Raw genomic sequence first — 25,020 nt, 5'->3', positions numbered from 1 at the left:
ATGTGTCTATGAAAACAGGTCTGTACCATCCCGAAGAATTCAAGGACAACTGTGGTTTTGGCCTGATCGCCCATATGACGGGCGTGCCGAGCCACCACCTTCTGCAAACTGCCATGCAGGCGTTGACGTGCATGACCCACCGCGGCGGCATCAATGCCGACGGCAAGACCGGTGACGGTTGCGGTCTGCTCATGCAGAAGCCCGATCAATTCCTGCGAGCGGTGGCCCAGGAGCACTTCGCTGTCGAGCTGCCCAAGCAGTACGCCGTCGGCATGGTGTTCTTCAACCAGGACCCGGTCAAAGCCGAAGCTGCCCGCGCCAACATGGACCGCGAGATCCTCGCCGCCGGCCTGAAACTGGTCGGTTGGCGCAAGGTGCCGATCGACACTAGTGTACTCGGCCGCCTGGCCCTGGAGCGCCTGCCGCAGATCGAGCAGGTGTTCATTGGCGGTGAAGGCCTGAGTGACCAGGAGTTCGCCATCAAGCTGTTCAGTGCCCGTCGTCGTTCGTCGGTGGCCAATGCCCACGACGCCGACCACTACATCTGCAGCTTCTCGCACAAGACCATCATCTACAAAGGCCTGATGATGCCGCGTGATCTCGCGGCGTTTTATCCAGACCTGGGTGACGAGCGCCTGCAAACCGCGATCTGCGTGTTCCACCAGCGCTTCTCCACCAACACCCTGCCAAAATGGCCGCTGGCGCAGCCGTTCCGCTTCCTCGCCCACAACGGCGAGATCAACACCATCACCGGCAACCGTAACTGGGCCGTGGCTCGTCGCACCAAGTTCGCCAACGACCAGATCCCCGACCTCGAAGAGCTCGGCCCGCTGGTCAACCGCGTCGGTTCCGACTCGTCGAGCATGGACAACATGCTGGAGCTGATGGTTACCGGTGGCATCGACCTGTTCCGCGGCGTGCGCATGCTGGTACCGCCAGCATGGCAGAACGTCGAGACCATGGACGCCGACCTGCGCGCCTTCTACGAATACAACTCCATGCACATGGAGCCGTGGGATGGTCCGGCCGGTATCGTCATGACCGAAGGCCGCCACGCGGTGTGCCTGCTCGACCGTAACGGTCTGCGCCCGGCGCGCTGGGTGACCACCACCAATGGCTACATCACCATCGCCTCGGAAATCGGCGTATGGGGCTATCAGCCTGAGGAAGTGCTGGCCAAGGGCCGTGTCGGCCCGGGCCAGATCCTTGCCGTGGACACCGAAACCGGCCAGATTCTCGACACCGACGCCATCGACAACCGCCTGAAGTCGCGGCACCCATACAAGCGCTGGTTGCGTCAGCACGCTACGCGTATCCAGGCGACGCTGACCGACGACCAGGGCGTGGCCAGCTACGACGCTGACCAGCTCAAGCAATACATGAAGATGTTCCAGGTTACCTTCGAAGAGCGTGACCAGGTACTGCGCCCATTGGGTGAGCAGGGCCAGGAAGCCGTTGGTTCGATGGGTGACGACACGCCGATGGCCGTGCTGTCGCAGCGCGTGCGTTCGCCGTACGATTTCTTCCGCCAGCAGTTCGCTCAGGTGACCAACCCGCCGATCGACCCGCTGCGCGAAGCGATCGTGATGTCGCTGGAAATTTGCCTGGGTGCCGAGCGCAACATCTTCCAGGAGTCCCCGGAGCACGCTTCGCGGGTAATCCTCAGCTCGCCGGTCATCTCACCTGCCAAGTGGCGTTCGCTGATGAACCTGGAGCGCGAAGGCTTCGACCGCCAGCTGATCGACCTCAACTATGAGCAGAGCGTCGGCCTGGAAGCGGCCATCCGCAACATTGCCGACCAGGCCGAAGAAGCTGTGCGTGGGGGCAAGACCCAGCTGGTGCTGAGCGACCGTTATATCGCCCCGGGCAAGCTGCCGGTGCACGCGTCGCTGGCCGTTGGTGCCGTGCACCACCGCCTGACCGAACAGGGGCTGCGTTGCGACAGCAACATCCTGGTGGAAACCGCTACCGCCCGTGATCCGCATCACTTCGCCGTGCTGCTGGGCTTCGGTGCCTCGGCCGTTTACCCGTACCTGGCGTATGAAGTACTGGCTGACCTGATCCGTACCGGCGAAGTGCTGGGCGACCTGGACGAAGTGTTCAAGTACTACCGCAAGGGTATTTCCAAGGGCCTGCTGAAGATCCTGTCGAAGATGGGGATCTCCACCATCGCCTCGTACCGCGGTGCACAGCTGTTCGAAGCCATCGGCCTGGCCGAGGAAGTGGTGGGCCTGAGCTTCAAGGGCGTGTCCAGCCGCATCAAGGGTGCGCGCTTCGAAGACCTGGAAAACGACCAGAAGCTGCTGGCGGCCGAAGCCTGGAGCGCGCGCAAGCCGATCCAGCAAGGTGGCCTGCTGAAGTTCGTCCACGGTGGCGAATACCACGCCTACAACCCGGACGTGGTCAACACCCTGCAAGCGGCCGTGCAGCAGGGCGACTACGCCAAGTTCAAGGAATACACCACGCTGGTGGACCAGCGCCCGGTGTCGATGATCCGTGACTTGCTCAAAGTGAAGGTGGCCGACCAGCCGCTGGCGCTGGAGCAGATCGAGCCGCTGGAGGCGATTCTCAAGCGCTTTGACTCGGCGGGGATCTCGCTGGGTGCACTGTCGCCGGAAGCTCACGAAGCGCTGGCCGAGGCCATGAACCGCCTGGGCGCCCGCTCCAACTCTGGTGAAGGCGGCGAAGACCCGGCGCGCTATGGCACCATCAAGAGTTCGAAGATCAAGCAGGTGGCCACCGGCCGTTTTGGTGTGACTCCGGAGTACCTGGTCAACGCCGAAGTGCTGCAGATCAAGGTTGCCCAGGGCGCCAAGCCCGGTGAGGGCGGCCAGTTGCCGGGCGGAAAGGTCAACGGCCTGATCGCCAAGCTGCGTTATGCGGTGCCGGGCGTGACCCTGATCTCGCCACCTCCACACCACGACATCTACTCGATCGAAGATCTGGCCCAGCTAATCTACGACCTCAAACAGGTCAACCCGCAGGCGCTGGTATCGGTCAAGCTGGTAGCCGAAGCGGGCGTGGGCACCATCGCCGCTGGTGTGGCCAAGGCCTATGCCGACCTGATTACCATCTCCGGTTACGACGGTGGTACCGGTGCTTCGCCGCTGACCTCGATCAAGTATGCCGGCGCCCCTTGGGAGCTGGGCCTGGCGGAAACCCACCAGACCCTGCGCGGCAACGACCTGCGCGGCAAGGTGCGTGTGCAGACCGACGGCGGCCTGAAAACCGGCCTGGACGTGATCAAGGCGGCCATCCTCGGTGCCGAAAGCTTCGGCTTTGGTACCGCGCCAATGATTGCCCTGGGCTGCAAGTACCTGCGCATCTGCCACCTGAACAACTGCGCCACCGGCGTGGCCACCCAGAACGACAAGCTGCGCAAGGACCACTACATCGGCACCGTCGACATGGTGATCAACTTCTTCACCTTCGTCGCCGAAGAAACCCGCGAGTGGTTGGCCAAGCTGGGCGTGCGCACCCTTGGCGAGCTGATCGGCCGTACCGACCTGCTCGATGTGCTGCCAGGTGACACCGAACGCCAGCAGTACCTCGACCTGTCGCCGCTGCTGGGCAGTTCGCACATTCCGGCGGACAAACCGCAGTTCTGCGAGGTCGACAAGAACCCGCCGTTCGACCTGGGCGAGTTGGCCGAGAAGATGGTTGATATGGCCATGCCGGCCATCCGCGACCAGGCGGGCGGCGAGTTCAGCCTCGACATCTGCAACTGCGACCGCTCCATTGGTGCGCGTGTGTCGGGCGAAATCGCCCGTCTGCACGGCAACCAGGGCATGGCCGCGGCGCCGATCACCTTCCGCTTCAAGGGTACTGCGGGCCAGAGCTTTGGCGTGTGGAACGCCGGTGGACTGAACCTGCACCTGGAAGGCGACGCCAACGATTACGTCGGCAAAGGCATGACCGGTGGCAAGGTCACCATCGTGCCGCCAGCCGGCAGCCCGTTCGAAACCCAGCACAGCGCCATCGTCGGCAACACCTGCCTGTACGGTGCCACTGGCGGCAAGTTGTTTGCCGCAGGTACTGCGGGCGAGCGCTTCGCTGTTCGTAACTCCGGCGCCCATGCTGTTGTCGAGGGCACTGGCGATCACTGCTGTGAATACATGACCGGTGGCTTTGTCTGCATTCTGGGCAAGACCGGTTACAACTTCGGTTCTGGCATGACTGGCGGCTTTGCCTACGTGCTCGACATGGACAATAGCTTCGTCGACAAGCTCAACCACGAGCTGGTGGAAATCCAGCGTATCAGTGGCGAAGCGATGGAGGCCTACCGTAGCCACCTGGCGCGTGTCCTTGCCGAGTATGTGGATGAGACCGGCAGCGAGTGGGGGCGTGAGCTCTCGGAGAACCTGGACGACTACGTGCGGCGCTTCTGGCTGGTCAAGCCGAAGGCAGCCAACCTGAAGCAACTGCTGTCCAGCACCCGTGCCAACCCGCAGTAAAAACAGCTGCAAGTGGCAAGCCCCGAGCTGCAAGTAAATGGCAGTTCGAGGTTTGCCCGGCTTAAGTGATCGTCTTGCGGCTTGCAGCTTGTAGCTTGCAGCTGCTGTAAAGAGGTTTTGAAAAATGGCTGAACGTCTGAACAACGACTTCCAGTTCATCGAAGTGGGCCGAAAGGACCCGAAAAAAAAGCTGCTGCGCCAGCGCAAGAAGGAGTTCGTGGAAATCTACGAACCGTTCAAGCCGCAGCAGTCCGTAGAGCAGGCGCACCGCTGCCTGGGCTGCGGTAATCCGTATTGCGAGTGGAAGTGCCCGGTACACAACTTCATCCCCAACTGGTTGAAGCTGGTCTCCGAAGGCAACATCCTGGCCGCGGCGGAGCTGTCGCACCAGACCAACACCCTGCCGGAAGTATGCGGCCGTGTTTGCCCGCAAGACCGCCTGTGCGAAGGGGCCTGTACCCTGAACGACGGCTTCGGCGCGGTGACCATCGGCTCGGTGGAGAAGTACATCACCGACACCGCCTTCGCCATGGGCTGGCGTCCGGACATGTCCAAGGTCAAGCCAACCGGCAAACGCGTCGCCATCATCGGCGCCGGCCCGGCGGGCCTGGGCTGCGCCGACGTGCTGGTGCGCGCTGGGGTAACCCCGGTGGTGTTCGACAAGAACCCGGAAATCGGCGGCCTGCTGACCTTTGGTATCCCCGAGTTCAAGCTGGAAAAGACCGTGCTCAGCAACCGCCGCGAAGTCTTCACCGGCATGGGTATCGAGTTCCGCCTGAACACCGAGGTGGGCAAGGACGTGACCATGGAACAGCTGCTCGCCGAGTACGATGCAGTGTTCATGGGCATGGGTACCTACACCTACATGAAGGGCGGCTTCCCGGGCGAGGACCTGCCGGGCGTGCATGACGCACTGGACTTCCTGATCGCCAACGTCAACCGCAACCTGGGCTTCGAGAAGTCGCCGGAAGACTTCGTCGACATGCAGGGCAAGAAAGTGGTGGTGCTGGGCGGTGGTGACACCGCGATGGACTGCAACCGTACCTCGATCCGTCAGGGCGCCAAGGCGGTGACCTGTGCTTATCGTCGTGACGAAGCCAACATGCCGGGTTCGCGCAAAGAGGTGAAGAACGCCAAGGAAGAGGGCGTGAAGTTCCTCTACAACCGCCAACCCATTGCCATTGTGGGTGAGGACAGGGTCGAAGGCGTCAAAGTGGTCGAGACCCGCCTGGGCGAGCCTGATGCCCGTGGCCGCCGCAGCCCTGAGCCCATTCCGGGCTCCGAAGAGATCCTGCCGGCAGATGCGGTGGTGATCGCTTTCGGCTTCCGCCCGAGCCCCGCGCCGTGGTTTGAGCAGCATGGTATTCAGCTGGACAGCCAGGGCCGTGTGGTTGCCCCGGAGAAGGGCCAGTTCAAGCACCAGACCAGCAACCCGAAGGTGTTTGCCGGTGGCGACATGGTGCGCGGTTCGGACCTGGTGGTGACTGCGATCTTCGAAGGGCGTACGGCCGCCGAGGGTATCCTCGACTACCTCGAAGTCTGATTGGCGACCTATTCGCGGGCATGCCCGCTCCCGCAGGTTTAAGCGCAGAACCTGTGGGAGCGGGCATGCCCGCGAAGCTTTTGTATACAAAAACGCTTGATCTGTGGCATCCAATAGACAAAACACATGGCCATGGCCGTGCCTTTTGCGCTGGTGTCTGAGAAAATGCCCGCACTATTTTTCCGGATGCCGACATGACTGCCCTGAAGAACGATCGTTTCCTGCGTGCTCTGCTCAAGCAACCCGTAGACGTCACCCCGGTGTGGATGATGCGCCAGGCCGGCCGCTACCTGCCGGAGTACCGCGCCAGCCGCGCCAAGGCCGGTGACTTCATGAGCCTGTGCATGAACCCGCAGTTCGCCTGCGAGGTCACCCTGCAGCCGCTGGACCGCTACCCGCTGGACGCGGCGATCCTGTTCTCGGACATCCTCACCATTCCCGATGCCATGGGCCTGGGCCTGTACTTCGAAACCGGCGAAGGTCCGCGTTTCAAGAAGGTCATCAGCACCCCCGCCGACATCGAAGCGCTGCCAGTCCCGGACCCACAGAAAGACCTTGGCTACGTGATGGACGCGGTCAGCACCATTCGCCGTGAGCTCAATGGTCGTGTGCCGCTGATCGGCTTCTCCGGCAGCCCGTGGACCCTGGCCACTTACATGGTCGAAGGCGGCTCGTCGAAAGACTTCCGCAAGACCAAGGCCATGGCCTACGACAACCCGCAAGCCCTGCACCTGCTGCTGGACAAGCTGGCCCAGTCGGTCACCAGCTACCTGAACGGCCAGATCCTGGCCGGCGCCCAGGCCGTACAGATCTTCGACACCTGGGGCGGCAACCTGTCGGCGGCGGCCTACCAGGAGTTCTCACTGGCCTACATGCGCAAGATCGTCAGCGGCCTGATCCGCGAGCATGAGGGGCGCAAGGTGCCGGTGATCCTGTTCACCAAGAACGGTGGCTTGTGGCTGGAAAGCATTGCCGAAGCCGGTGCCGACGCGCTGGGCCTGGACTGGACCTGCGAGATCGGCGACGCCCGTCGCCGTGTGGGTGACAAGGTGGCGCTGCAAGGCAACATGGACCCGACCGTGCTGTACGCCAAGCCTGAAGCCATTCGCAAGGAGGTGGCGCGCATCCTGGCCAGCTATGGCCACGGCACCGGCCATGTATTCAACCTCGGCCACGGCATCACGCCGGAAGTTGACCCGGAACATGCGGGTGCATTCATCAACGCCGTGCACGAACTGTCGGCGCAGTACCACCAGTGACTTGATGCACTGCACAGTAAACCCGGCTTCGATGCCGGGTTTTTTGTACGTTAAGTTTGAATTCAGCGATCGTCGCTAATCTGGTCCCATCGAAACCGAAACAGGACCCGATTATCATGAAAATCCGTTATCTCGCCCTCATCTTCGCTCCCTTGTTCAGCACTGGCGCATTTGCCGCTGGCTACACCGGCCCTGGCGCCCAGTCGGTAACCACTGTTGCCGCCGCCAATGACGCTGCCGATGACACCCCGGTTGTACTGCAGGGGTTCGTGACCAAGAAGATCAACAACGACGACAAGTACGAGTTCAAGGACAACACCGGCACCATCACTGTCGAGATCGACGATGAGGACCTGCCGCCGACGCCGTTCAACGACAAGACCAAGGTGAAGCTGACCGGTGAGGTGGAAAAGCACCTGATGAGCCGGGAAGTGGATGTGGATATTGTCGAGATCATCAACTGATCTGATGGCCTCTTCGTGGGCACGCCCGCTCCCGCAGGTTGTGGGCGCGGGCGTGCCCACGAATGCATCACACCGTTTTGGGTGGTAGCTTGCTCAAGTGCAACGCCACCAGCAATGCCGCCGCCAGCAAGCTGCCAATGAACAGCCCGATCCCGTTCCAGCCCCACTGGTGCCAGAACACTCCGCCCGCCGTACCGGCCACGCTGGAGCCGGCGTAGTAGCAGAACAGGTATAGCGACGACGCCTGTCCCTTGGCCTTCAGCGCTCGGCGGCCGATCCAGCTGCTGGCCACCGAGTGCGCACCAAAGAAGCCGAAGGTGAACACCAGCATGCCCACGATCACCATCACCAGTGGACTGGCCAGTGTCATCAGCAAGCCACTCGCCATTACCACGATGCTGGCCCAGAACACCTTGCGCCGGCCCAGTTTGTCCGCCAGGGCGCCGACCTGTGCCGAACTGTAGATGCCTGACAGGTAGACCACCGACAGCAAGCCGACCAGTGCCTGGTTCATGTGGTAGGGCTCGGCCAGCAGGCGGTAGCCGATGTAGTTGAACAAGGTGACGAAGGCGCCCATCAGCAGAAAGGCTTCAAGGAACAGCCAGGGCAGGCCGGCGTCCTTGAAGTGCATGACAAAACCGTCCAGCAGGCTGCGCGGGTTCATCGTCTGTGCGCGAAAATTGCGTGACTCCGGCAGCACCTTCCAGAACACCAGCGCAGCCACCAGGGCCAGGCCGCCAATGGTCAGCATCGCCGTGTGCCAGCTGACGAAGTCGATCAATACGCCCGTGATGAGCCGCCCGCTCATGCCGCCAATCGCGTTGCCGCCGATGTACAGGCCCATGGCCAGGCCAATGTGCTGCGGGTGGATCTCTTCGCTCAGGTAGGTCATCGCCACTGCTGCCAGGCCGCTCAGCGACAGGCCGACCAAGGCGCGGGTGGCCAGTACCAGCTCCCAGCTGGGCATTACGGCGCTGGCCAAGGTGGACAGGGCGGCGCAGACCAGCGCGAACACCATCACGGGCTTGCGTCCGATGCGGTCAGAAATGGGGCCGGTGATCAGCAGGCCGAACGCCAGCATGGCGGTGGACACCGACAGCACCAGGCTGCTCTGTGCCGCGTTGATGGCAAACTCACTGGATAGCAGAGGCATCATCGGCTGTACGCAGTACAGCAAGGCGAAGGTGGCGAACCCGCCGCTGAACAAGGCCAGCACGGTTTTCATGAAGGCGGGTGTGCCTTTTTCGATCCACATTTCGCTCAGGATGGCAGGCTTTGGCTCAAGGAGGAGGGGGGCTACTGCAGTTTTCACGGGAGGGTACCTCTGGCGCAATGAAAAAAGCATATAGCTGCCTAACGATTAGATCCAATATATTGTTCGACCTATTTGAGACGTCTGGCGACTTATTTGGAGCGGATCATGGAACTGCGTCATCTGCGTTACTTCATTGCTGTGGCCGAAGAGCTGCACTTTGGCCGCGCCGCCCAGCAGTTGGGTATTTCCCAGCCGCCCTTGAGCCAGCAGATCCAGGCTCTGGAGCAGGAGCTAGGGGCCCGGCTGTTCGAGCGTACCAACCGTCGTGTCGAACTGAGCGAGGCCGGTCGATTGTTCCTCGAGGAAGCGCGCCAGGTATTGGCGCAGGTTGAGAAGGCTGCGGATGTAGCCCGGCGTGCGCAGTTGGGCGAGCTGGGGGAGATGAAAATCGGTTTCACCTCCTCGGCCCCGTTCACCTCGAAAATCCCCAAGGCCATTCATGCCTTCCGTCAGCGCTTTCCGGCGGTGCACTTGAACCTCAAGGAAATGAGCAGCCGTGACGTTGCCGAAGGGGTATTCGACGAGTCCATCGAGGTGGGGTTGATGCGGCCGATGCCGCTGCCGGAGGGGTTAGTGGCCACCGAGTTGTTCCGAGAACCGTTGGTGGCGGTGATCAATGCCTCGCATCCGCTGGCCGAAGGCACTGAGCAAGGCGTCTACATGGCGGCGTTGGCCCCTGAGCCCTTCGTGTTCTTCCCGCGCAGTTATGGCAGCGGTTTGCATGCACAATTGCTGAGCCTGGCGCGGCATGCGGGTTTCAGCCCCCATTTTGCGCAAGAGGCAGGTGAAGCGATGACCATCATCGGTCTGGTCTCGGCGGGGCTGGGGGTGTCGGTGTTGCCGGCTTCGTTCCAGCGCATGCGCATAGAAGGGGTGGTGTACCGTACCTTGCTCGATGAAGAGGCGATGACGGCGGTGTGGCTGGTGCAGCGCGAGCGCGGTCATTCGGTGATGGCCAAGGCATTTACCGAGTTGTTGACAGGACAGGTGGTCGGTCAGGCGTGATGCCGGTCAAATGGCACTGGTCATTGCCCCCATGCCGCCACATACTCGGGCATTCGTTGATACACGGAGGTCAAGCATGCGGCGCGTGGTGTTCAATCAAAAAGGTGGCGTAGGCAAGTCGAGCATTGCCTGCAACCTGGCGGCGGTCAGTGCCAATGAAGGTTACCGGACCTTGTTGATCGACCTGGATGCCCAGGCGAACTCGACCCAATACCTCACCGGCCTGACCGGCGAGGACATCCCCATGGGCATTGCCGATTTCTTCAAGCAAAGCCTTTCCAGCGGGCCGTTCAGCAAGAAGAACAAGGTCGATATCTATGAAACGCCGTTCGACAACCTGCACGTGGTCACCGCCACTGCCGAGCTGGCCGACCTGCAGCCGAAGCTGGAGGCCAAGCACAAGATCAACAAGCTGCGTAAGCTGCTCGACGCACTGGACGAGGATTACGAGCGGATCTATATCGATACCCCGCCGGCACTGAACTTCTACGCAGTTTCTGCGCTGATCGCTGCTGATCGCGTGCTGATCCCCTTTGACTGCGACAGCTTCTCTCGCCAGGCCTTGTATGGCCTGTTGGCCGAGATCGAAGACCTCAAGGAAGACCACAACGAAGACCTGATGGTCGAAGGCATCGTGGTCAACCAGTTCCAGTCACGTGCCAGCCTGCCACAGCAGATGCTCGACGAACTGCTGGCCGAAGGGTTGCCGGTGCTGCCGGTGTACTTGGGCAGTTCGGTGAAAATGCGCGAATCGCACCACGCCAGCCTGCCGCTGATTCACCTGGAACCGCGGCACAAGCTGACTCAGCAGTTTGTCGAGTTGCATTCGCTGCTTGAAGAGAACGCTTAAACCCCGTGGCTACGCAGCCACTCCAGCAATGACTGGAGTGGAAACGCCCCGGCTTGGCGGCTAATTTCGCGGCCGTTCTTGAACAGCAGCAGGCTGGGGATCGAGCGTATGCCTAGTTGCCCTGCGAGGTTACGGTTGGCTTCGCTGTCGAGCTTGGCCAGGCGGCAGCGGCCAGCAAGTTGCCGAGCGGCCTCTTCGAAGGTGGGGGCGAATGACTTGCACGGGCCGCACCAGTCGGCCCAGATGTCGACCAGCAGCGGCAGGTCGCCTTTGATCTGGCTGGCGTAGCTGGCTTCAGTCAGTTCGACGGGGATGCTCAACAGCACATCCTTTTTGCAGCGACCGCATTTCGGCGCATCGCCCAGGCGCTCGGCGGGCAGGCGGTTGAGGCCGTTGCAGTGGGGGCAGGGGATTACTAGTGGGTCGGTCATTTCATCTCCGGTGTTGGGTTCACGGTTTCCTTGTGGGAGCGGTGCTAATCAGGAAGAGCAGCTGATTTCCAGGTGTTTGCCCCACTCTGGCGGTCGCTCGGCGTAGGCCTGCATCCCGGGCTGCTCCTCAAAAGGTCTGGCCAGGACTTGGTGCAGCCGTCGAACTTCACTGTAGTCCCCCGCCTCGGCCGCTTCGATGGCGTTCTGCGCCAGGTAGTTGCGCAGCACGTACAGCGGATTCACCGCATGCATACGCTCACGGCGGCCTTCGGCATTACCGGGTTCACGCCCACAACGGGCCAGGTAGTCTGCGCCCCAGGCATCGAAACCGGCCAGGTCGATAAAGTCATCACGCACTACCTGCAGTGCCTCAGCCACCGGCTGCTCACCCAGTTTGCGGAAGAACAGGTTGTAGTCCACGCCACCGCGTTGCATGCACTGCAGCAGGCGCTCGACCAGCCCCATGTCGTCATCTTCGGCCGTGGTCAGCCCCAGGCGCCGGCGCATCAGGTCCAGGTAATGGGCCTGGTACAGCGGCAGGAACAGGCCCAACGCTTCCTTCAGCGGCTCAACTTCGATCACGGTGGTCAGTGCCTGGGCCAGCGCGCTGAGGTTCCAGTGGGCGATGGGCACCTGGTTGGCGTAGCTGTAGCGGCCACGGTCGTCGGAGTGGTTGCAGATGAAGTTGGCATCGAAGTCGTCCAGAAACGCGTACGGGCCGAAGTCGAAGGTGATGCCGAGGATCGACATGTTGTCGGTGTTCATCACGCCGTGGCAGAAGCCATACGCCTGCCAGCGGGCGATCAGTTCGGCATTGCGCTCGACGATGGTGCGGAACATGGCCAGGTAGGGCTGCTCGGCGTCACGGCATTCGGGATAGTGTTGTTCGAGCACGTGGTCGATCAACACGCGCTGCTGCTCGGGCTGCTTGGTGTAGTAGAAGTACTCGAAATGGCCGAAACGCACATGGCTCTGCGCCAGACGCGTCAGCATGGCCGCGCTTTCACGGGTTTCGCGCCACACCGGGGTACTGGAACCGATCACGCACAGCGCCCGGCTGGTGGCGATGCCCAGGGCGTGCAAGGCTTCGGAAGCGAGGAACTCGCGTATCGACGAGCGCAGCACAGCGCGCCCATCACCCATACGGGAGTAGGGGGTCTGGCCGGCGCCCTTGAGGTGCAGGTCCCAGTGTTCGCCAGCGTCGTTGAGCACTTCGGCCAGCAGCAGGCCACGGCCGTCGCCCAGACGTGGGTTGTACGAGCCGAACTGGTGGCCGGAATAAACCATTGCCCGAGGATCGGCCTCTTCCCACAGTTTGTGGCCGCTGAACAGCTCGGCGAACACCGGCAGTTCGGCCTGGGCGGGGTCAAGGTCAAGCAAAGCCATGGCCGACTCGCTCGCTACCACCAGGCGCGGGTCTGCAATGGGTTCGGGCAGCACCTGGGTGGAGAACGCATCGCCCAAACGGGCGAAGCGGTTGTCGAAGGTGAGTTGGTCGAGGGCTTTCACGGGACTGCTCCTTGGAATCGGTGCCAATGGGGCCACTTGGCGGCCCTTCGCGGCTGCCCCCTACAAAGAACATGCAGCGCCTGAAAGCAGTGCGGTCCCTGTGTAGGAGCGGGTTTACCCGCGAACGAGGGCGAAGCCCTCGCAGCCATTTTGCACACAATAAAGTATTCGAGCCTATTCAGGCCGAAGCAGTGCCATCCGATTTCGGCTGTTCCATCGGAATCAACTGCTGCTTGCCGCCCTTCGCGTCCATCAAGAATACCTCTACCTGGCGCACCGAGATCTTGATGTTGTGGGCTTTGAACTCGCGGTTGATGTACCGGTTGATCTCGTCCAGCGTCGGGTTGCGGTCGCCCAGGTCACGGACGTGCATGCGCAGTTCGTGGTCCAGCGAGCTTTCGCCGAAGTTGAGGAAGTACACGATCGGTTCCGGATCTTTGAGCACGCGTGGGTTCTCATGCGCGCCCTTGAGCAGCAGGTCGCGCACCAGCTCGAGGTCTGAGCCATAGTCGATGCCCAGCTTCAGTGTCACCCGGGTGACCGTATCGGTCAGCGACCAGTTGATCAGTTGGCCAGTGATGAAGGTCTTGTTGGGGACGATGATGTCCTTGCGGTCGAAGTCGGTGATGGTGGTGGCACGGATGCGGATCTTGCTTACCGTGCCCGACAGGTTGCCGATGGTGATGGTGTCGCCAATCCGTACCGGGCGCTCGAACAGGATCATGATGCCGGAGATGAAGTTGGCGAAGATTTCCTGCATGCCGAAACCCAGCCCTACTGACAGCGCAGCCACCAGCCATTGCAGCTTGTCCCAGCTCACCCCCAGGGTCGACAGGGTACTGACGATGCCGATGCCGACGATGGTGTACGACAGCAACGTAGTAGTGGCGTAGGCACTGCCTTGGGCGAGGTTCAGGCGTGACAGCACCAGTACTTCCAGCAGGCCTGGCAAGTTGCCGGCCAGGGCGAAGGTGATGCCGACGATCACCAGTGCGCCGAGCAGGTCGCCGAGGCTGATCGGTACCATGCTGGCGGCGGCGCCGGTGCCGCTGGTGTATTCGTAGAGGACGAAATTGTTGAGGTAGGCGAACACCGAGATCAGGTCGGCCCATACCCAGTACAGGCCGGCGATGAAGCCGCCGAGCAGGGCCAGGCGGATCAGGCGCAGCGACTGCTGGTTGACCTGTTCGATATCCAGCGTTGGCTCTTCGGTGATGACTTCGCCATCCAGCCCTTCCTTGGCCGCCGCACGCTTGCTCAACGCACGCTGGTAGGCCAGGCGTCGTGCCGCTACCGACAGGCCGCGCACGAAGGCGGCCTCGATCACCAGCCAGAACAGCAGCAGGTACAGGGTATAGATCAGACGGTCGGTGAGCTTCAGTGCGGTGTAGTAGTAGCCGAAGCACACGGCGACGAACAGGGCGACGGGCAGGGCGGTGAATGCTACGCCCACGGCCCTGCGGAACAGCGAGGTGTCACGGTGTGCCGGGCTGCTGAGCAGCAGGCGGCTGAGCAGCCAGGCCATCAGCGCATAGCAGGTTAGCACCACGCCGATGCCCAATACGTCGTCTGCCAGTGCCGAAGGCTGGTGCTCGGCCACCGCTACGACGCCGACCAGTGCCAACACCACGGTGCCCAGGCGGCGAACCCAGCCGCGCAGGAACTCCACCTGCGGTTTGTGCCAGCGAAAGTGGACTTCCGCCACGCCACCGGGAGCGAGAATACGATAGGCGGTGTAGAACACCAACCAGGCCTGGGCCAGCTGCCAGAGTGCGGCGCCCAGGTTGGCATTCTGCCCGCGGGCGTCGATCTGCAGGGCGTAGCTGCACAGCGCCAGGCCAAGGCTGACCGGCATCGCCAGCAGAATGTTGATGAGAATTGCCTGGGGCGTGTGCCATTGGCTGTCACGGCGGAAGTGGCCGATATCCTGGTGCACTTTGCCTAACCGTTGGTAAAGGTATTTGCGCCGCCACAACAGCGCGCCGATCACCAGTAGCAGCGGCAGGAACAGCAACGGGCGCTGGCTCAGGCCATCGGCCAGCTCTTTCAGGCTGGAGCCCCACGGCAGGTTGGCGACCTGGTCGGCCAGGCGCGCTGGCACGTATTGCAGCCAGTCCCAGTCCAGCGGCTTGTTGCTGGGGATCCAGAACATTTGCTCGTCGAGGGTGGTACGCAGGCTCTGCGCGGTGCCCAGCAGTTGCTTCTGGTTGAGTTGCAGGGTGATCGATTCGTTGAGCAGCGCCGACAGCTCGCGGTTCAGCCGCTCCAACAGGTCGCTGCGGGTGATGGCTACATCCAGCAGGGCTTTGCGCAGTTGCGGGGTCACATCTTCCTGGGGTTGCGCCGCCAGCAGCTTGTCGACATAGGTGACCGGGCTGCTCATCTGCTCGCGTTGCTGGTTGACTTCGAACTGGTACAGGCGGGTGTCGGCGATCTGGTCGGCCAGGTCGCGGTCGACCTTCAGGTGCGGCAAGGTCTGTTTCTGCTTATAAAGGATCTTCGACAGTAGCAGGCTTCCCTTGAGCACGTTGATCTGCTCGTCAAGCGCCTGGTCGGCCTGGGTCAGGCTGTCGAGCTGCTGCTTGGTGCGCAGGTTCTGCTGGGTCAATTCGTTGAGGCGATCGGTGCTTTTGAGCAGGTAGTCGGAAAGCTTGAGGTTGATCGCGCTCTCAGTGGCCAGCAGGCTGCTGCCGCCGGCCTTCTGAGCCTCGATCGACTGCTGGGTGACGGCTTCCTGGGACTGGGCCAGGCGTTTGTCGTTGATCAGCGTCTGCAGGTCCTGGATTTCCTGCTCCAGGCGCGCAGCACGCTCGACCAGCAGGTCATGACGCGCATTGCCGAGGTCTTGCAGCACGCTGTTGCCGGCCAGCTCCTGGCGGCGCAGCAGGGTCAACGCGTTGAGCGAGGCCAGCTCGGCGTTGAGCTGGTTGCGTTGGTCGGCATTGATGGATTTGCCGCCGTCCTTGCCGGTTTTGAGGATGCTGTTGATCTGCTGGGTGCGGGTCTGGCTGCTGCTGATCTCGGCCTGGGCGCGCTCGGGGCGGGTTTGCGAGTTGATGATCAGGCTGTTGGCTTCAGACAGCGCCTTTTGCAGTTCGCCCTGCTGCGTGTTGCGTTCGCTGAGCATCTGTTCAAGCTGTGGCACGGTGAGGTTGGCGTAGCGCTGGGCCACCGGTTGTGCCTTGGTTTCCTTGAGCCTGGCCAACTCCTTCTGGCTGTCACTGGTCTCTTTGGGGGCACTGCTCAGTTGCTGCTTCAGTGCAGCAAGCTTCTTCTCGCTATCTTCCTTGGCAGCAAGCAGGCTCAACGTTTGTTCGAGCACCTGCTGCAGCGCCTTCTGGTCTGCCTCGGGCAGCTTGCGCTCGGCGATCTTGTCGAGGCTGTTCTGGATGCTGGCGGTGGTCGGGGCTTCTGCCGCGGTAGCCGCAAAAGAAAGGGACAGGCACAACCCGAGCAGGGCTGTGCGAAGGTACACGCGCAGGGACATAGGCAGGCTACTTGTGGATCCGGCTGAAACGAAGTTTAGAGGAACAATCCTGGTCCGGGTCGCGTTCCTTCGGGGAATCTGACGCCTACTTTCTGGATCTTGTTCCCGTCCATGGTTGCCACGGTCCAGATCGTGCCATGCCATTCGACCTGGTCCCCTACTACTGGAGCGCCTCCGACCTTCTGTCGGATGAACTGCGCCAGCGGCATTTTCGCGTCGAGGCCATCGAGTTTCAGGCCGTACAACGCCGCCACTGCACCCAGTTCGGCATCGCCTTCGAGCACGAAGTCGCCGAAGAAACGCAGGTCCAGGCCACGTTGCGGCGCCTGGCTGAACAGTTTGCCCAAGGCAGGCAGGTTGTGCTCGTGGCCGATCACGCAGAGCATGTCGCCAACTTCCAGCACGGTGCTGCCCGACGGGTGCAGCAGTTGCTCGCCACGGAACAGCGCGGCAATCCGCGTGCCTTCGGGCATTTTCAGTTCGCGCAGGGCGGCACCGATGCACCATTTTTCTGCGCCCAGACGGTAGACGAACATTTCCCACTCGCTGGTGATGTGCACCTCAAGGGCGGAACGGGAGATCGGCGCCGGGTCTGGCGGTACCGTCACCTTCAACAGCTTGGCCATCCACGGCAGGCTGGTGCCTTGCACCAGCAGCGATACCAGTACGATGAAGAAGGCCAGGTTGAAGAACAGTTGGGCGTCTGGCAGGCCCGCCATCAGCGGGAACACCGCCAGAATGATCGGTACCGCACCGCGCAGGCCGACCCACGAAATGAAGCCCTTTTCACGGCCGTGGAAAGCCTTGAACGGCAGCAGGGCAGCAACCACCGACAGTGGCCGCGCCACCAGGATCATCCACAGCGCCAGGCCCAGTGCTGGCAGGGCGATGGGCAGCAGGTCGTGCGGCGTGACCAGCAACCCCAGCACCAGGAACATGCCGATCTGGGACAGCCAGGCCATGCCGTCGAGCATATGCAGGATGCCATGGCGGCTACGGATCGGCCTGTTGCCCAGCACCAGGCCGCACAGGTATACGGCGAGGAAGCCGCTACCATGCAGGGCGTTGGTCAGCGAAAACACCACGAGGCCGCCGGCCACTACCAGAATGGGGTACAGGCCGCTGGCCAGATTGATGCGGTTGACCAGTTGCAGCATCAGCCAGCCGCCGCCCAGGCCAACCAGCGCGCCGATACCGAACTCACGCAGCACGTGGCCCAGCAGGCTCCAATGCAGGCCGGTCTCGCCGCTGGCGATCATGTCGATCAAGGTGACCGTGAGAAACACCGCCATTGGGTCGTTGCTGCCCGACTCGATCTCGAGGGTAGCAGAAACCCGTTCGTTCAGGCCTTTGCCGCCGAGCAGCGAGAACACTGCAGCGGCGTCGGTGGAGCCGACGATGGCGCCGATCAGCAGGCCCTGGATCAGGCTGAGTTGGAACAGCCAGGCGGCAACCAGGCCGGTGAGGGCGGTGGTGATCATTACCCCGACCGTGGCCAGCGACAGCGCCGGCCAAAGCGCTACGCGAAAGCTTGCTACCCGCGTGCGCAGGCCGCCGTCAAGCAGGATGACGGCCAGTGCCAGGTTGCCCACCAGGTAAGCAGTTGGGTAATTGTTGAAGATGATGCCGCCACCATCGACACCGGCGAGCATGCCGACGGCGAGGATGATGACCAGAATAGGGATGCCCAGGCGCGACGACAGCGAGCTGACCAGGATACTTGCACCCACCAGTAATGCGCCGATCAGGAACAGGCTATTGATGGTGCTTGCATCCAAAGGCAGGTACTCCGAGACAGCGAGGGGGAGGGACTTGGTAGCGCATTTATCAGCAAAAGCTAGCAGGTCGCGTGCCAATCGATTCTAACCTGAGGCCGACGCAGGCTGTAAAGCGATACCGCATCGTCGTTGCAGCTTGTGGCTGCAATGGTTCGCCCACTGTCAGGCAGCCGAGTAACATGAATGGCAGGAAAACCATTTCCCTCGCCTAGATGGCTCAGTGCCCGCTCGGGCAATTTCCTGATTTGCACTATTTGTTGGCGCACCAGGCGGCGGGCCATGTGCTTCGCTACCAGGCCACCGCGACAGCGGGGCGAGAGCGGCTGGTCAGGCAGATCAGTGGCAGGAATGCTTTCTCACGCTGCCCGCCTGAGCAAACGTGAAAGGGGCCGCTGTGCGGCCCCTGATCAAGGTCTCAGCCCTGCTTCACTTCACGCATCGGCTTGCCTTTCACTGGTGCATCCCCTGCCACGTAGTACTTGGCGGTGCTGCGCGGCAGTGGCTTGCGACCACGGATCTTGTCCGAAATCTTCTCGGCAATCATGATCGTGGTGGCATTGAGGTTACCGGTGATGATCAGCGGCATGATCGACGCATCGACCACGCGCAGGCCCTGCATGCCATGCACGCGGCCTTCACCATCGACCACGGCCATGTCGTCGGTGCCCATCTTGCACGAGCAGGATGGGTGGAAGGCGGTTTCGGCGTGCTCGCGGATGAACTTGTCCAGCTGCTCGTCGGTTTGCACGTCGGCGCCCGGGCTGATTTCGCGGCCACGGTATGGGTCCAGGGCCGGCTGGGCCATGATTTCACGGGTCAGGCGGATGCCGTCACGGAATTCCTGCCAGTCCTGCTCGGTGGACATGTAGTTGAACAGGATGCTCGGGTGTTGGCGTGGGTCTTTCGACTTGGCCTGGATGCGGCCACGGGCAGGCGAGCGCATGGAACCCATGTGCGCCTGGAAGCCATGTTCCTTCACGCCATTGGAGCCGTTGTAGTTAATCGCAACCGGCAGGAAGTGGTACTGGATGTTCGGCCACTTGAATTCAGGGCGGGTACGAATGAAACCACCGGCCTCGAACTGGTTGCTGGCGCCGATGCCGGTGCCATTGAACAGCCACTCGGCACCGATGGCCGGCTGGTTCCACCACAGCAGCGATGGGTACAGCGATACTGGCTGGGTGCAGGCGTACTGCAGGTACAGCTCCAGGTGGTCCTGCAGGTTTTCACCAACGCCCGGCAGGTCGTGCACAACCGGGATGTCGAGGCTTTCCAGCAGGGCGCGCGGGCCGACGCCGGAGCGCTGCAGCAGCTGCGGCGAAGCGATGGCGCCAGAGCTGACGATCACTTCCTTGCGGGCGCGGGCTTCAACGCGTTCTTCGCTGTCGCCGACCAGGTAGGTCACGCCTACGGCGCGCTTGCCGTCGAACAGCACGCGGTCGCTCAGGGCGTGGGTGACGATGGTCAGGTTCGGGCGTTTCTTGGCCTGGTCCAGGTAACCACGGGCGGTGCTGGAGCGGCGGCCGTTCTTGGTCACCGAACGGTCCATTGGGCCGAAGCCTTCCTGCTGGTAGCCGTTGAGGTCTTCTGTGCGCGGGTAACCGGCTTGCACGCCAGCTTCAACCATGGCGTGGAACAGCGGGTTGTTGCCAGCCTTTGGCGTGGCGACACTGACCGGGCCGTCACCACCGTGGTAGTCGTTAGGGCCGATGTCACGGGTTTCAGCTTTGCGGAAGTACGGCAGGCAGTCGAGGTAGGTCCAGTCTTCCAGGCCTGGCAGTTCTGCCCAGCCGTCGAAGTCCATGGCGTTACCGCGGATGTAGCACATGCCGTTGATCAGCGACGAGCCACCCAGGCCCTTGCCACGGCCACATTCCATGCGGCGGCCGTCCATGTGCGGCTCTGGGTCGGTCTCGTAAGCCCAGTTGTAGCGGCGGCCTTGCAGCGGGAATGCCAGGGCCGCTGGCATCTGGGTGCGGAAGTCGAAGCGGTAGTCGGGGCCACCGGCTTCCAGCAGCAAGACGGTGACGCCGGCGTCTTCGGTCAGGCGGGTCGCCAGGGTGTTACCGGCCGAGCCGGCACCGACGATGATGTAATCGAATTCTTGGGACATGAAAGTACCCTCGTGTTGGCGGTGATCGGGGAGCGGGTACGCCCGTGCGCGGTGGCACGGGCGTGGCTAGACAGGGTTCAGAAAACCGAGGTGTAGCCGCCCAGCTCGACCTGGACCGACTTGATGCGAGTGTATTGAGCCAGCGAGCTGACGCCGTTTTCACGGCCGACGCCCGACTGCTTGTAGCCACCTACCGGCATTTCGGCCGGCGATTCACCCCAGGCGTTGATCCAGCAGATACCGGCTTCGAGCTTGTGGATGATGCGGTGGGCGCGGGTGATGTCGTTGGTGCAGACGCCGGCGGCCAGGCCGTAGTCGGTGTCGTTGGCACGGCGGATCACTTCTTCTTCGGTTTCGTAGGTGAGAATGCTCATCACCGGGCCGAAGATCTCTTCCTTGACGATGGTCATGTCGTCGGTGCAGTCGGTGAACACGGTCGGGGCAACGAAGGCACCTTTGGCGAAGTCACCGGCAGTCAGACGCTCGCCGCCGCACAGGACGCGGGCACCTTCTTCCTTGCCTTTGGCGATGTAGCCCAGCACGCTTTCCATGTGCTGGAAGCTGACCAGCGGGCCGAAGTTGGTGTTTTCGTCTTCCGGGTTGCCAACGCGGATGCGGGCAACGCGCTCGGCGATCTTGGCTTCGAAGGCCGCCTTCATTTCAGCCGGGATGAATACGCGGGTACCGTTGGTGCACACCTGGCCCGAGCTGTAGAAGTTGGCCATCATGGCGATGTCAGCGGCCTTGTCCAGATCGGCGTCGGCACAGATGATCAGTGGCGATTTGCCGCCCAGTTCCATGGTCACTTCCTTCAGCGAAGAGCTGGAGGCGCTGGCCATGACTTTCTTGCCGGTGGTGGTGCCGCCGGTGAACGACACTTTTTCGATGCGCGGGTGCTCGGTCAGCCAGGTGCCGACTTCGCGGCCGCTACCGGTCAGAACGTTGAACACGCCGTTTGGCAGGCCGGCTTCGGTGTAGATCTCGGCCAGTTTCAGAGTGGTCAGCGAGGTGACTTCCGACGGTTTGAAGATCATCGCGTTACCAGCGGCCAGGGCCGGGGCAGATTTCCACAGGGCAATCTGGATCGGGTAGTTCCAGGCACCGATGCCCACGGTCACGCCCAGTGGCTCGCGGCGGGTGTAGACGAAGGACGATTCGCGCAGCGGGATCTGCTCGCCCTCGATGGCCGGTACCAGGCCTGCGTAGTATTCCAGCACGTCGGCGCCGGTGACGATGTCGACGTAGCGGGTTTCGGAGTAAGACTTGCCGGTGTCCAGGGTTTCCAGCATGGCCAGCTCGTCGTTGCGCTCGCGCAGGATGTCGACGGCGCGGCGCAGGATGCGCGAACGCTGCATGGCGGTCATCGCGGCCCAGATCTTCTGGCCACGCTCGGCGCTTTCCACGGCCTTCTCGACGTCTGCCTCGGTAGCACGCTGTACGTGGGCGAGGACTTCGCCAGTGGCCGGGTTGATAGCTTCGAAAGTGGCATCGCTGCCAGCGTCGACGTAAGCGCCATCAATGTAGAGTTTTTGCGTTCCGAAACGGGCCATAGTGTCCTCGCAAGTGCAGTGTGTGGTTTGGCTTGCGCGTCATGCTCCTGCCGGGTTGGCAAGGGCCCTGCGCGCATGGTCAGCAGCCTGGTCGTTTGTGCCCAGGGTGTGCTGCTTGGCCAGTTGTAGTTCCATGTATTCGTAAGCAATCCGTACCGCCTGGTCGGTGTCGAATGCATCACCCGACAGGGCGCCACGCAGCCACAAACCGTCGATCAGGGCTGCCAGACCGCGGGCTGCCTTGCGCGCATGGTAGAGCGGCAGGACGCGGCGGAACTGGCAGCACAGGTTGGAATACAAGCGGTGGTCGTTGATCCGCTGCAACCTGTGCAAATCGGGCTGGTGCATGCTGGAAGCCCAGAAGGCCAACCAGGTTTTCATTGCCGGGCCGTTTACCTGGCTGGCATCGAAGTTGCCCTCGATGATCACTTTCAGGTGAGCGCGCGGGCTGTCGTCTTTCAGGGCCTGGCGACGTGCTCTGACGCCTTCGTTGAGCATGCTCATGATGTAACCCATCGTCGCTGCGATCAGGCCGTTCTTGTCCCGAAAGTAGTGACTGATGATGCCGTTCGACACACCGGCCAAACGGGCAATCAGCGCAATGCTGGCGTCCCCCAGTCCGACCTGATCGACCGCCTGCAAGGTGGCTTCGATCAACTGCTGGCGCCGGATGGGTTGCATACCGACCTTGGGCATCTTGCTATCTCCTCAGGCCTGCGAGCAGACGACAGGCGGCTGACTCGGCGAAGGCCAGTCTATTTTGTTTTGATTGAACGTTCAATCAATAAAGAATAAGCTCTGCGACAATTTGTGCCATTGACAGTTTTTCAGGCGGTCGAGAAGGCACGGATTGACACCCCAGGAAATCGTGTAACCCCCGGAATACAAGGCGTTGACGGGCGTGAGCGATGCGAAATGCAGATTCTGCCGTACGGTCATTGGTCCTGCGGCAGGCCCTTGGAGCGGGCGGGGTGCTCTGTGACGAATGCGCGCACTTCCGTTGAGGCGTGGCATTTTCAGCAGGCCACCTGTCTGTTTTTGGCAACGTATCGATTCGGGATCACGGTTTCCAGGGTTCTTTTATAACACCTGATGCAGTGGGGATATTCCACCAATTGCTCGGGAAAGACTGATTAGCCTCCACAGCCGCACTGCCCGGAGCATTCGTGCAATGAGTTCTGCCTCACTTATCAAGCCCCCCGCCGAGAGGGTACGGGTCAACCGCGTAGTGTTCTTCACCTCCGCGCTGATGATCCTTGTTCTGACTGCCTTGCTGATCGCTGCACCCGAAACCGCCGGTCAGGTACTGGGCGTGGCCCAGAAGTGGCTGACGCGTACCTTTGGCTGGTACTACATGCTGGTCATCTGCGGATACCTGCTGTTCGTCGTCTACCTGGCTTTCTCCGACTACGGCAGCCTCAAGCTGGGTGGCAAGGACGACCAGCCGGACTTCAGCTATGGCGCCTGGGCCGGCATGCTGTTCTCGTCCGGTATCGGTATTTCGCTGCTGTACTTCGGCGCTTCCGAGCCGCTGGACCACTATTTCAATCCCCCGGAAGGCACACCGGCCAGCCTCGAGGCCGCTCGCCAGGGCTTGCAGCTGACCTTCCTGCACTGGGGCCTGCACGGCTGGGCGATCTATGCCCTGGTCGGCCTGGCCGTGGGTTACTTCGCTTACCGCCACAACCAGCCGCTGGCACTGCGCTCGGCGCTGTACCCGCTGGTGGGCGAGCGTTGGGTCAAGGGTGCTGCCGGCAATGCCGTCGACATCTTCGGCATGTTCGTCACCCTGCTTGGCCTGGTGACCAACCTGGGTATCGGCTCGATGCAGGTCTCTTCGGGCCTGGAATACCTGTTCGGCATGGATCACAGCAAGACCAACCTGCTGGTGGTGATTCTGGTCATGGCCGGTGTGGCCACCGTGGCTGCGGTCTCGGGTGTGGAAAACGGCATTCGTCGCCTGTCCAACCTGAACATCGTGCTGTTCAGCGGCCTGCTGATTTTCGTATTGCTGGGCGGCGAAACCCTGCACCTGCTCAATGGCCTCGTGCAGAACGTCGGTGACTACCTCAACGGCATCGTGCTGAAAACCTTCGACCTTTATGTGTATGAAGGCGAAGCCGGCAAGTCCGAGCGCTGGTTGGGCCTGTGGACCGTGTTCTACTGGGCCTGGTGGATCTCCTGGGGCCCGTTCGTCGGCATGTTCATTGCGCGTATCTCCAAGGGCCGTACCGTGCGCCAGTTGGTCATGGGCGTGCTGCTGATTCCGCTGGGCTTCACCCTGGCCTGGCTGTCGATCTTCGGCAATACCGCACTGGACCTGGTGATCAACCAGGGCGCTGTGGAACTGGGCAAGACTGCGCTGGAACAGCCGTCGATGTCGATCTACCAACTGCTGGAATACTTCCCGGCGGCCAAGATCGTGATTGGTGTGGCGGTGTTCGTCGGTTTCGTGCTGTTCCTCACCCCGGCCGACTCCGGCGCGGTGATGATGGCCAACCTGTCGTGCAAAGGCGGCAAGGTCGACGAAGACGCCCCGCACTGGATGGTGGTGTTCTGGTCCGTGGTGATCACCCTGGTGACCATCGGCCTGCTGTTTGCCGGTAACTTCGAGGCCATGCAGACCATGGTCGTGCTGGCGGGCCTGCCGTTCTCGGTGGTGCTGGTGCTGTTCATGTTCGGCCTGTACAAGGCCATGAAGCAGGACGTGGTGATCGAGCAGGAGCGCGCCGAACTGGCCGCCCGCGGCCGTCGCGGCTTCAGCGAGCGCCTGACCCAGCTGGAACTGCAGCCGACCCAGGCCGTGGTGCAGCGTTTCATGGACAAGCAGGTCAGCCCGGCGTTGAAAGAAGCCGCTGCACAGCTGCAGACGTTGGGCTTCGAGGTGGAAACCCGCGTTGGCCAGTCGCGCAACCTGATGGGCTTGCGGGTGATGATGGAAGAAGGCAACCCGTTCGTCTATGAGGTGAGCCTTGACGGCTATATGGCCGCGCCGAGCGAGGCGCCGGTCGAGGGTGAGCCTGAACTGCGCCAGCGCTTCTACCGCGCCGAGGTCTACCTGCATGACGGCAGTCAGGAATACGACCTGATGGGCTTTGCCCCAGACCAGATCGTGCGTGATGTGCTCGACCAGTTCGAGAGCCATCGCCAGGTGCTTGGCCGCGTCTATAGCTGACTGCCCGGCAGGTCGCCGCACCGCCAGGTGCCGCGGCCTGCCAGCAGCAATATGTAGCACCTCTTTCGATAACATCTCCAGGACGCT

General features: G+C 62.1%; 15 protein-coding genes. 7 read left to right on the top strand and 8 right to left on the bottom strand.

Annotated elements, in window-relative coordinates:
• The first annotated feature begins 8 nt into the window (after positions 1 to 8).
• The 4 genes from gltB to ACYCCG_RS06245 all read left to right on the top strand — a co-directional run bounded on the left by gltB (position 9) and on the right by ACYCCG_RS06245 (position 7,720).
• On the top strand, positions 9 to 4,454 hold the full coding sequence (gene gltB, locus ACYCCG_RS06260) for a glutamate synthase large subunit (RefSeq protein WP_459669769.1): 4,446 nt from the start codon (positions 9 to 11) through the stop codon (positions 4,452 to 4,454).
• 124 nt (positions 4,455 to 4,578) lie between these two features.
• Positions 4,579 to 5,997 carry an FAD-dependent oxidoreductase gene (locus ACYCCG_RS06255; protein WP_176684790.1) on the top strand — a complete coding sequence of 473 codons (1,419 nt, stop codon included), beginning with the start codon at positions 4,579 to 4,581 and terminating at the stop codon, positions 5,995 to 5,997.
• 194 nt (positions 5,998 to 6,191) lie between these two features.
• Complete coding sequence (gene hemE, locus ACYCCG_RS06250) at positions 6,192 to 7,256, top strand: uroporphyrinogen decarboxylase (RefSeq protein WP_010955621.1); 1,065 nt, start codon at positions 6,192 to 6,194, stop codon at positions 7,254 to 7,256.
• 116 nt (positions 7,257 to 7,372) lie between these two features.
• Positions 7,373 to 7,720 (top strand): YgiW/YdeI family stress tolerance OB fold protein, encoded by a 348-nt coding sequence (locus tag ACYCCG_RS06245; RefSeq protein WP_176684791.1) that lies wholly within the window; start codon positions 7,373 to 7,375, stop codon positions 7,718 to 7,720.
• A 67-nt stretch (positions 7,721 to 7,787) separates the two neighbouring features.
• Here the strand turns inward: ACYCCG_RS06245 and ACYCCG_RS06240 are convergent, their stop codons facing one another.
• Positions 7,788 to 8,975: an MFS transporter gene (locus ACYCCG_RS06240; RefSeq protein ID WP_245355316.1), complete on the bottom strand. Its 1,188-nt coding sequence runs from the start codon at positions 8,973 to 8,975 to the stop codon at positions 7,788 to 7,790.
• A 165-nt stretch (positions 8,976 to 9,140) separates the two neighbouring features.
• Between ACYCCG_RS06240 and ACYCCG_RS06235 the strand changes: the two genes are divergently transcribed.
• Together ACYCCG_RS06235 and ACYCCG_RS06230 are read left to right on the top strand one after the other, a co-directional pair.
• Positions 9,141 to 10,040, top strand: coding sequence for a LysR family transcriptional regulator (locus ACYCCG_RS06235; protein ID WP_176684793.1), 900 nt, complete (start codon positions 9,141 to 9,143; stop codon positions 10,038 to 10,040).
• A 76-nt stretch (positions 10,041 to 10,116) separates the two neighbouring features.
• Complete coding sequence (locus ACYCCG_RS06230) at positions 10,117 to 10,890, top strand: ParA family protein (RefSeq protein ID WP_176684794.1); 774 nt, start codon at positions 10,117 to 10,119, stop codon at positions 10,888 to 10,890.
• Here the strand turns inward: ACYCCG_RS06230 and trxC are convergent.
• From trxC to betI, 7 genes are all read right to left on the bottom strand, one after another.
• Entirely contained in the window at positions 10,887 to 11,321 is a 435-nt protein-coding gene (gene trxC / locus ACYCCG_RS06225) for a thioredoxin TrxC (RefSeq protein ID WP_459669763.1), read from the bottom strand. The two genes, ACYCCG_RS06230 and trxC, sit on opposite strands and share 4 nt — an antisense overlap.
• A 48-nt stretch (positions 11,322 to 11,369) precedes the next feature.
• Positions 11,370 to 12,830 (bottom strand): protein adenylyltransferase SelO, encoded by a 1,461-nt coding sequence (selO, locus tag ACYCCG_RS06220; protein WP_209969456.1) that lies wholly within the window; start codon positions 12,828 to 12,830, stop codon positions 11,370 to 11,372.
• Between the two features lie 178 nt (positions 12,831 to 13,008).
• Positions 13,009 to 16,317: a mechanosensitive channel MscK gene (gene mscK, locus ACYCCG_RS06215; RefSeq protein ID WP_459669761.1), complete on the bottom strand. Its 3,309-nt coding sequence runs from the start codon at positions 16,315 to 16,317 to the stop codon at positions 13,009 to 13,011.
• 35 nt (positions 16,318 to 16,352) lie between these two features.
• The gene (locus ACYCCG_RS06210; RefSeq protein WP_459669758.1) at positions 16,353 to 18,095 is read right to left on the bottom strand and encodes a potassium/proton antiporter; all 1,743 of its coding nucleotides are present in this window, start codon (positions 18,093 to 18,095) and stop codon (positions 16,353 to 16,355) included.
• A 415-nt stretch (positions 18,096 to 18,510) separates the two neighbouring features.
• On the bottom strand, positions 18,511 to 20,208 hold the full coding sequence (betA, locus tag ACYCCG_RS06205; protein ID WP_209969467.1) for a choline dehydrogenase: 1,698 nt from the start codon (positions 20,206 to 20,208) through the stop codon (positions 18,511 to 18,513).
• A gap of 77 nt (positions 20,209 to 20,285) precedes the next feature.
• Positions 20,286 to 21,758 carry a betaine-aldehyde dehydrogenase gene (betB, locus tag ACYCCG_RS06200; protein WP_176684799.1) on the bottom strand — a complete coding sequence of 491 codons (1,473 nt, stop codon included), beginning with the start codon at positions 21,756 to 21,758 and terminating at the stop codon, positions 20,286 to 20,288.
• Positions 21,759 to 21,797: 39 nt separating this feature from the next.
• Positions 21,798 to 22,454: a transcriptional regulator BetI gene (betI, locus tag ACYCCG_RS06195; protein ID WP_209969470.1), complete on the bottom strand. Its 657-nt coding sequence runs from the start codon at positions 22,452 to 22,454 to the stop codon at positions 21,798 to 21,800.
• 475 nt (positions 22,455 to 22,929) lie between these two features.
• Between betI and ACYCCG_RS06190 the strand changes: the two genes are divergently transcribed.
• Positions 22,930 to 24,933 (top strand): BCCT family transporter, encoded by a 2,004-nt coding sequence (locus ACYCCG_RS06190; RefSeq protein ID WP_370844375.1) that lies wholly within the window; start codon positions 22,930 to 22,932, stop codon positions 24,931 to 24,933.
• The last annotated feature ends 87 nt before the right edge of the window (positions 24,934 to 25,020 follow it).

The sequence above is a fragment of the Pseudomonas sp. VEM90 genome (assembly GCF_054611535.1).
Note: the sequence above shows the minus strand (reverse complement) of the source record. Positions and strands in the feature narration are given on the sequence as shown.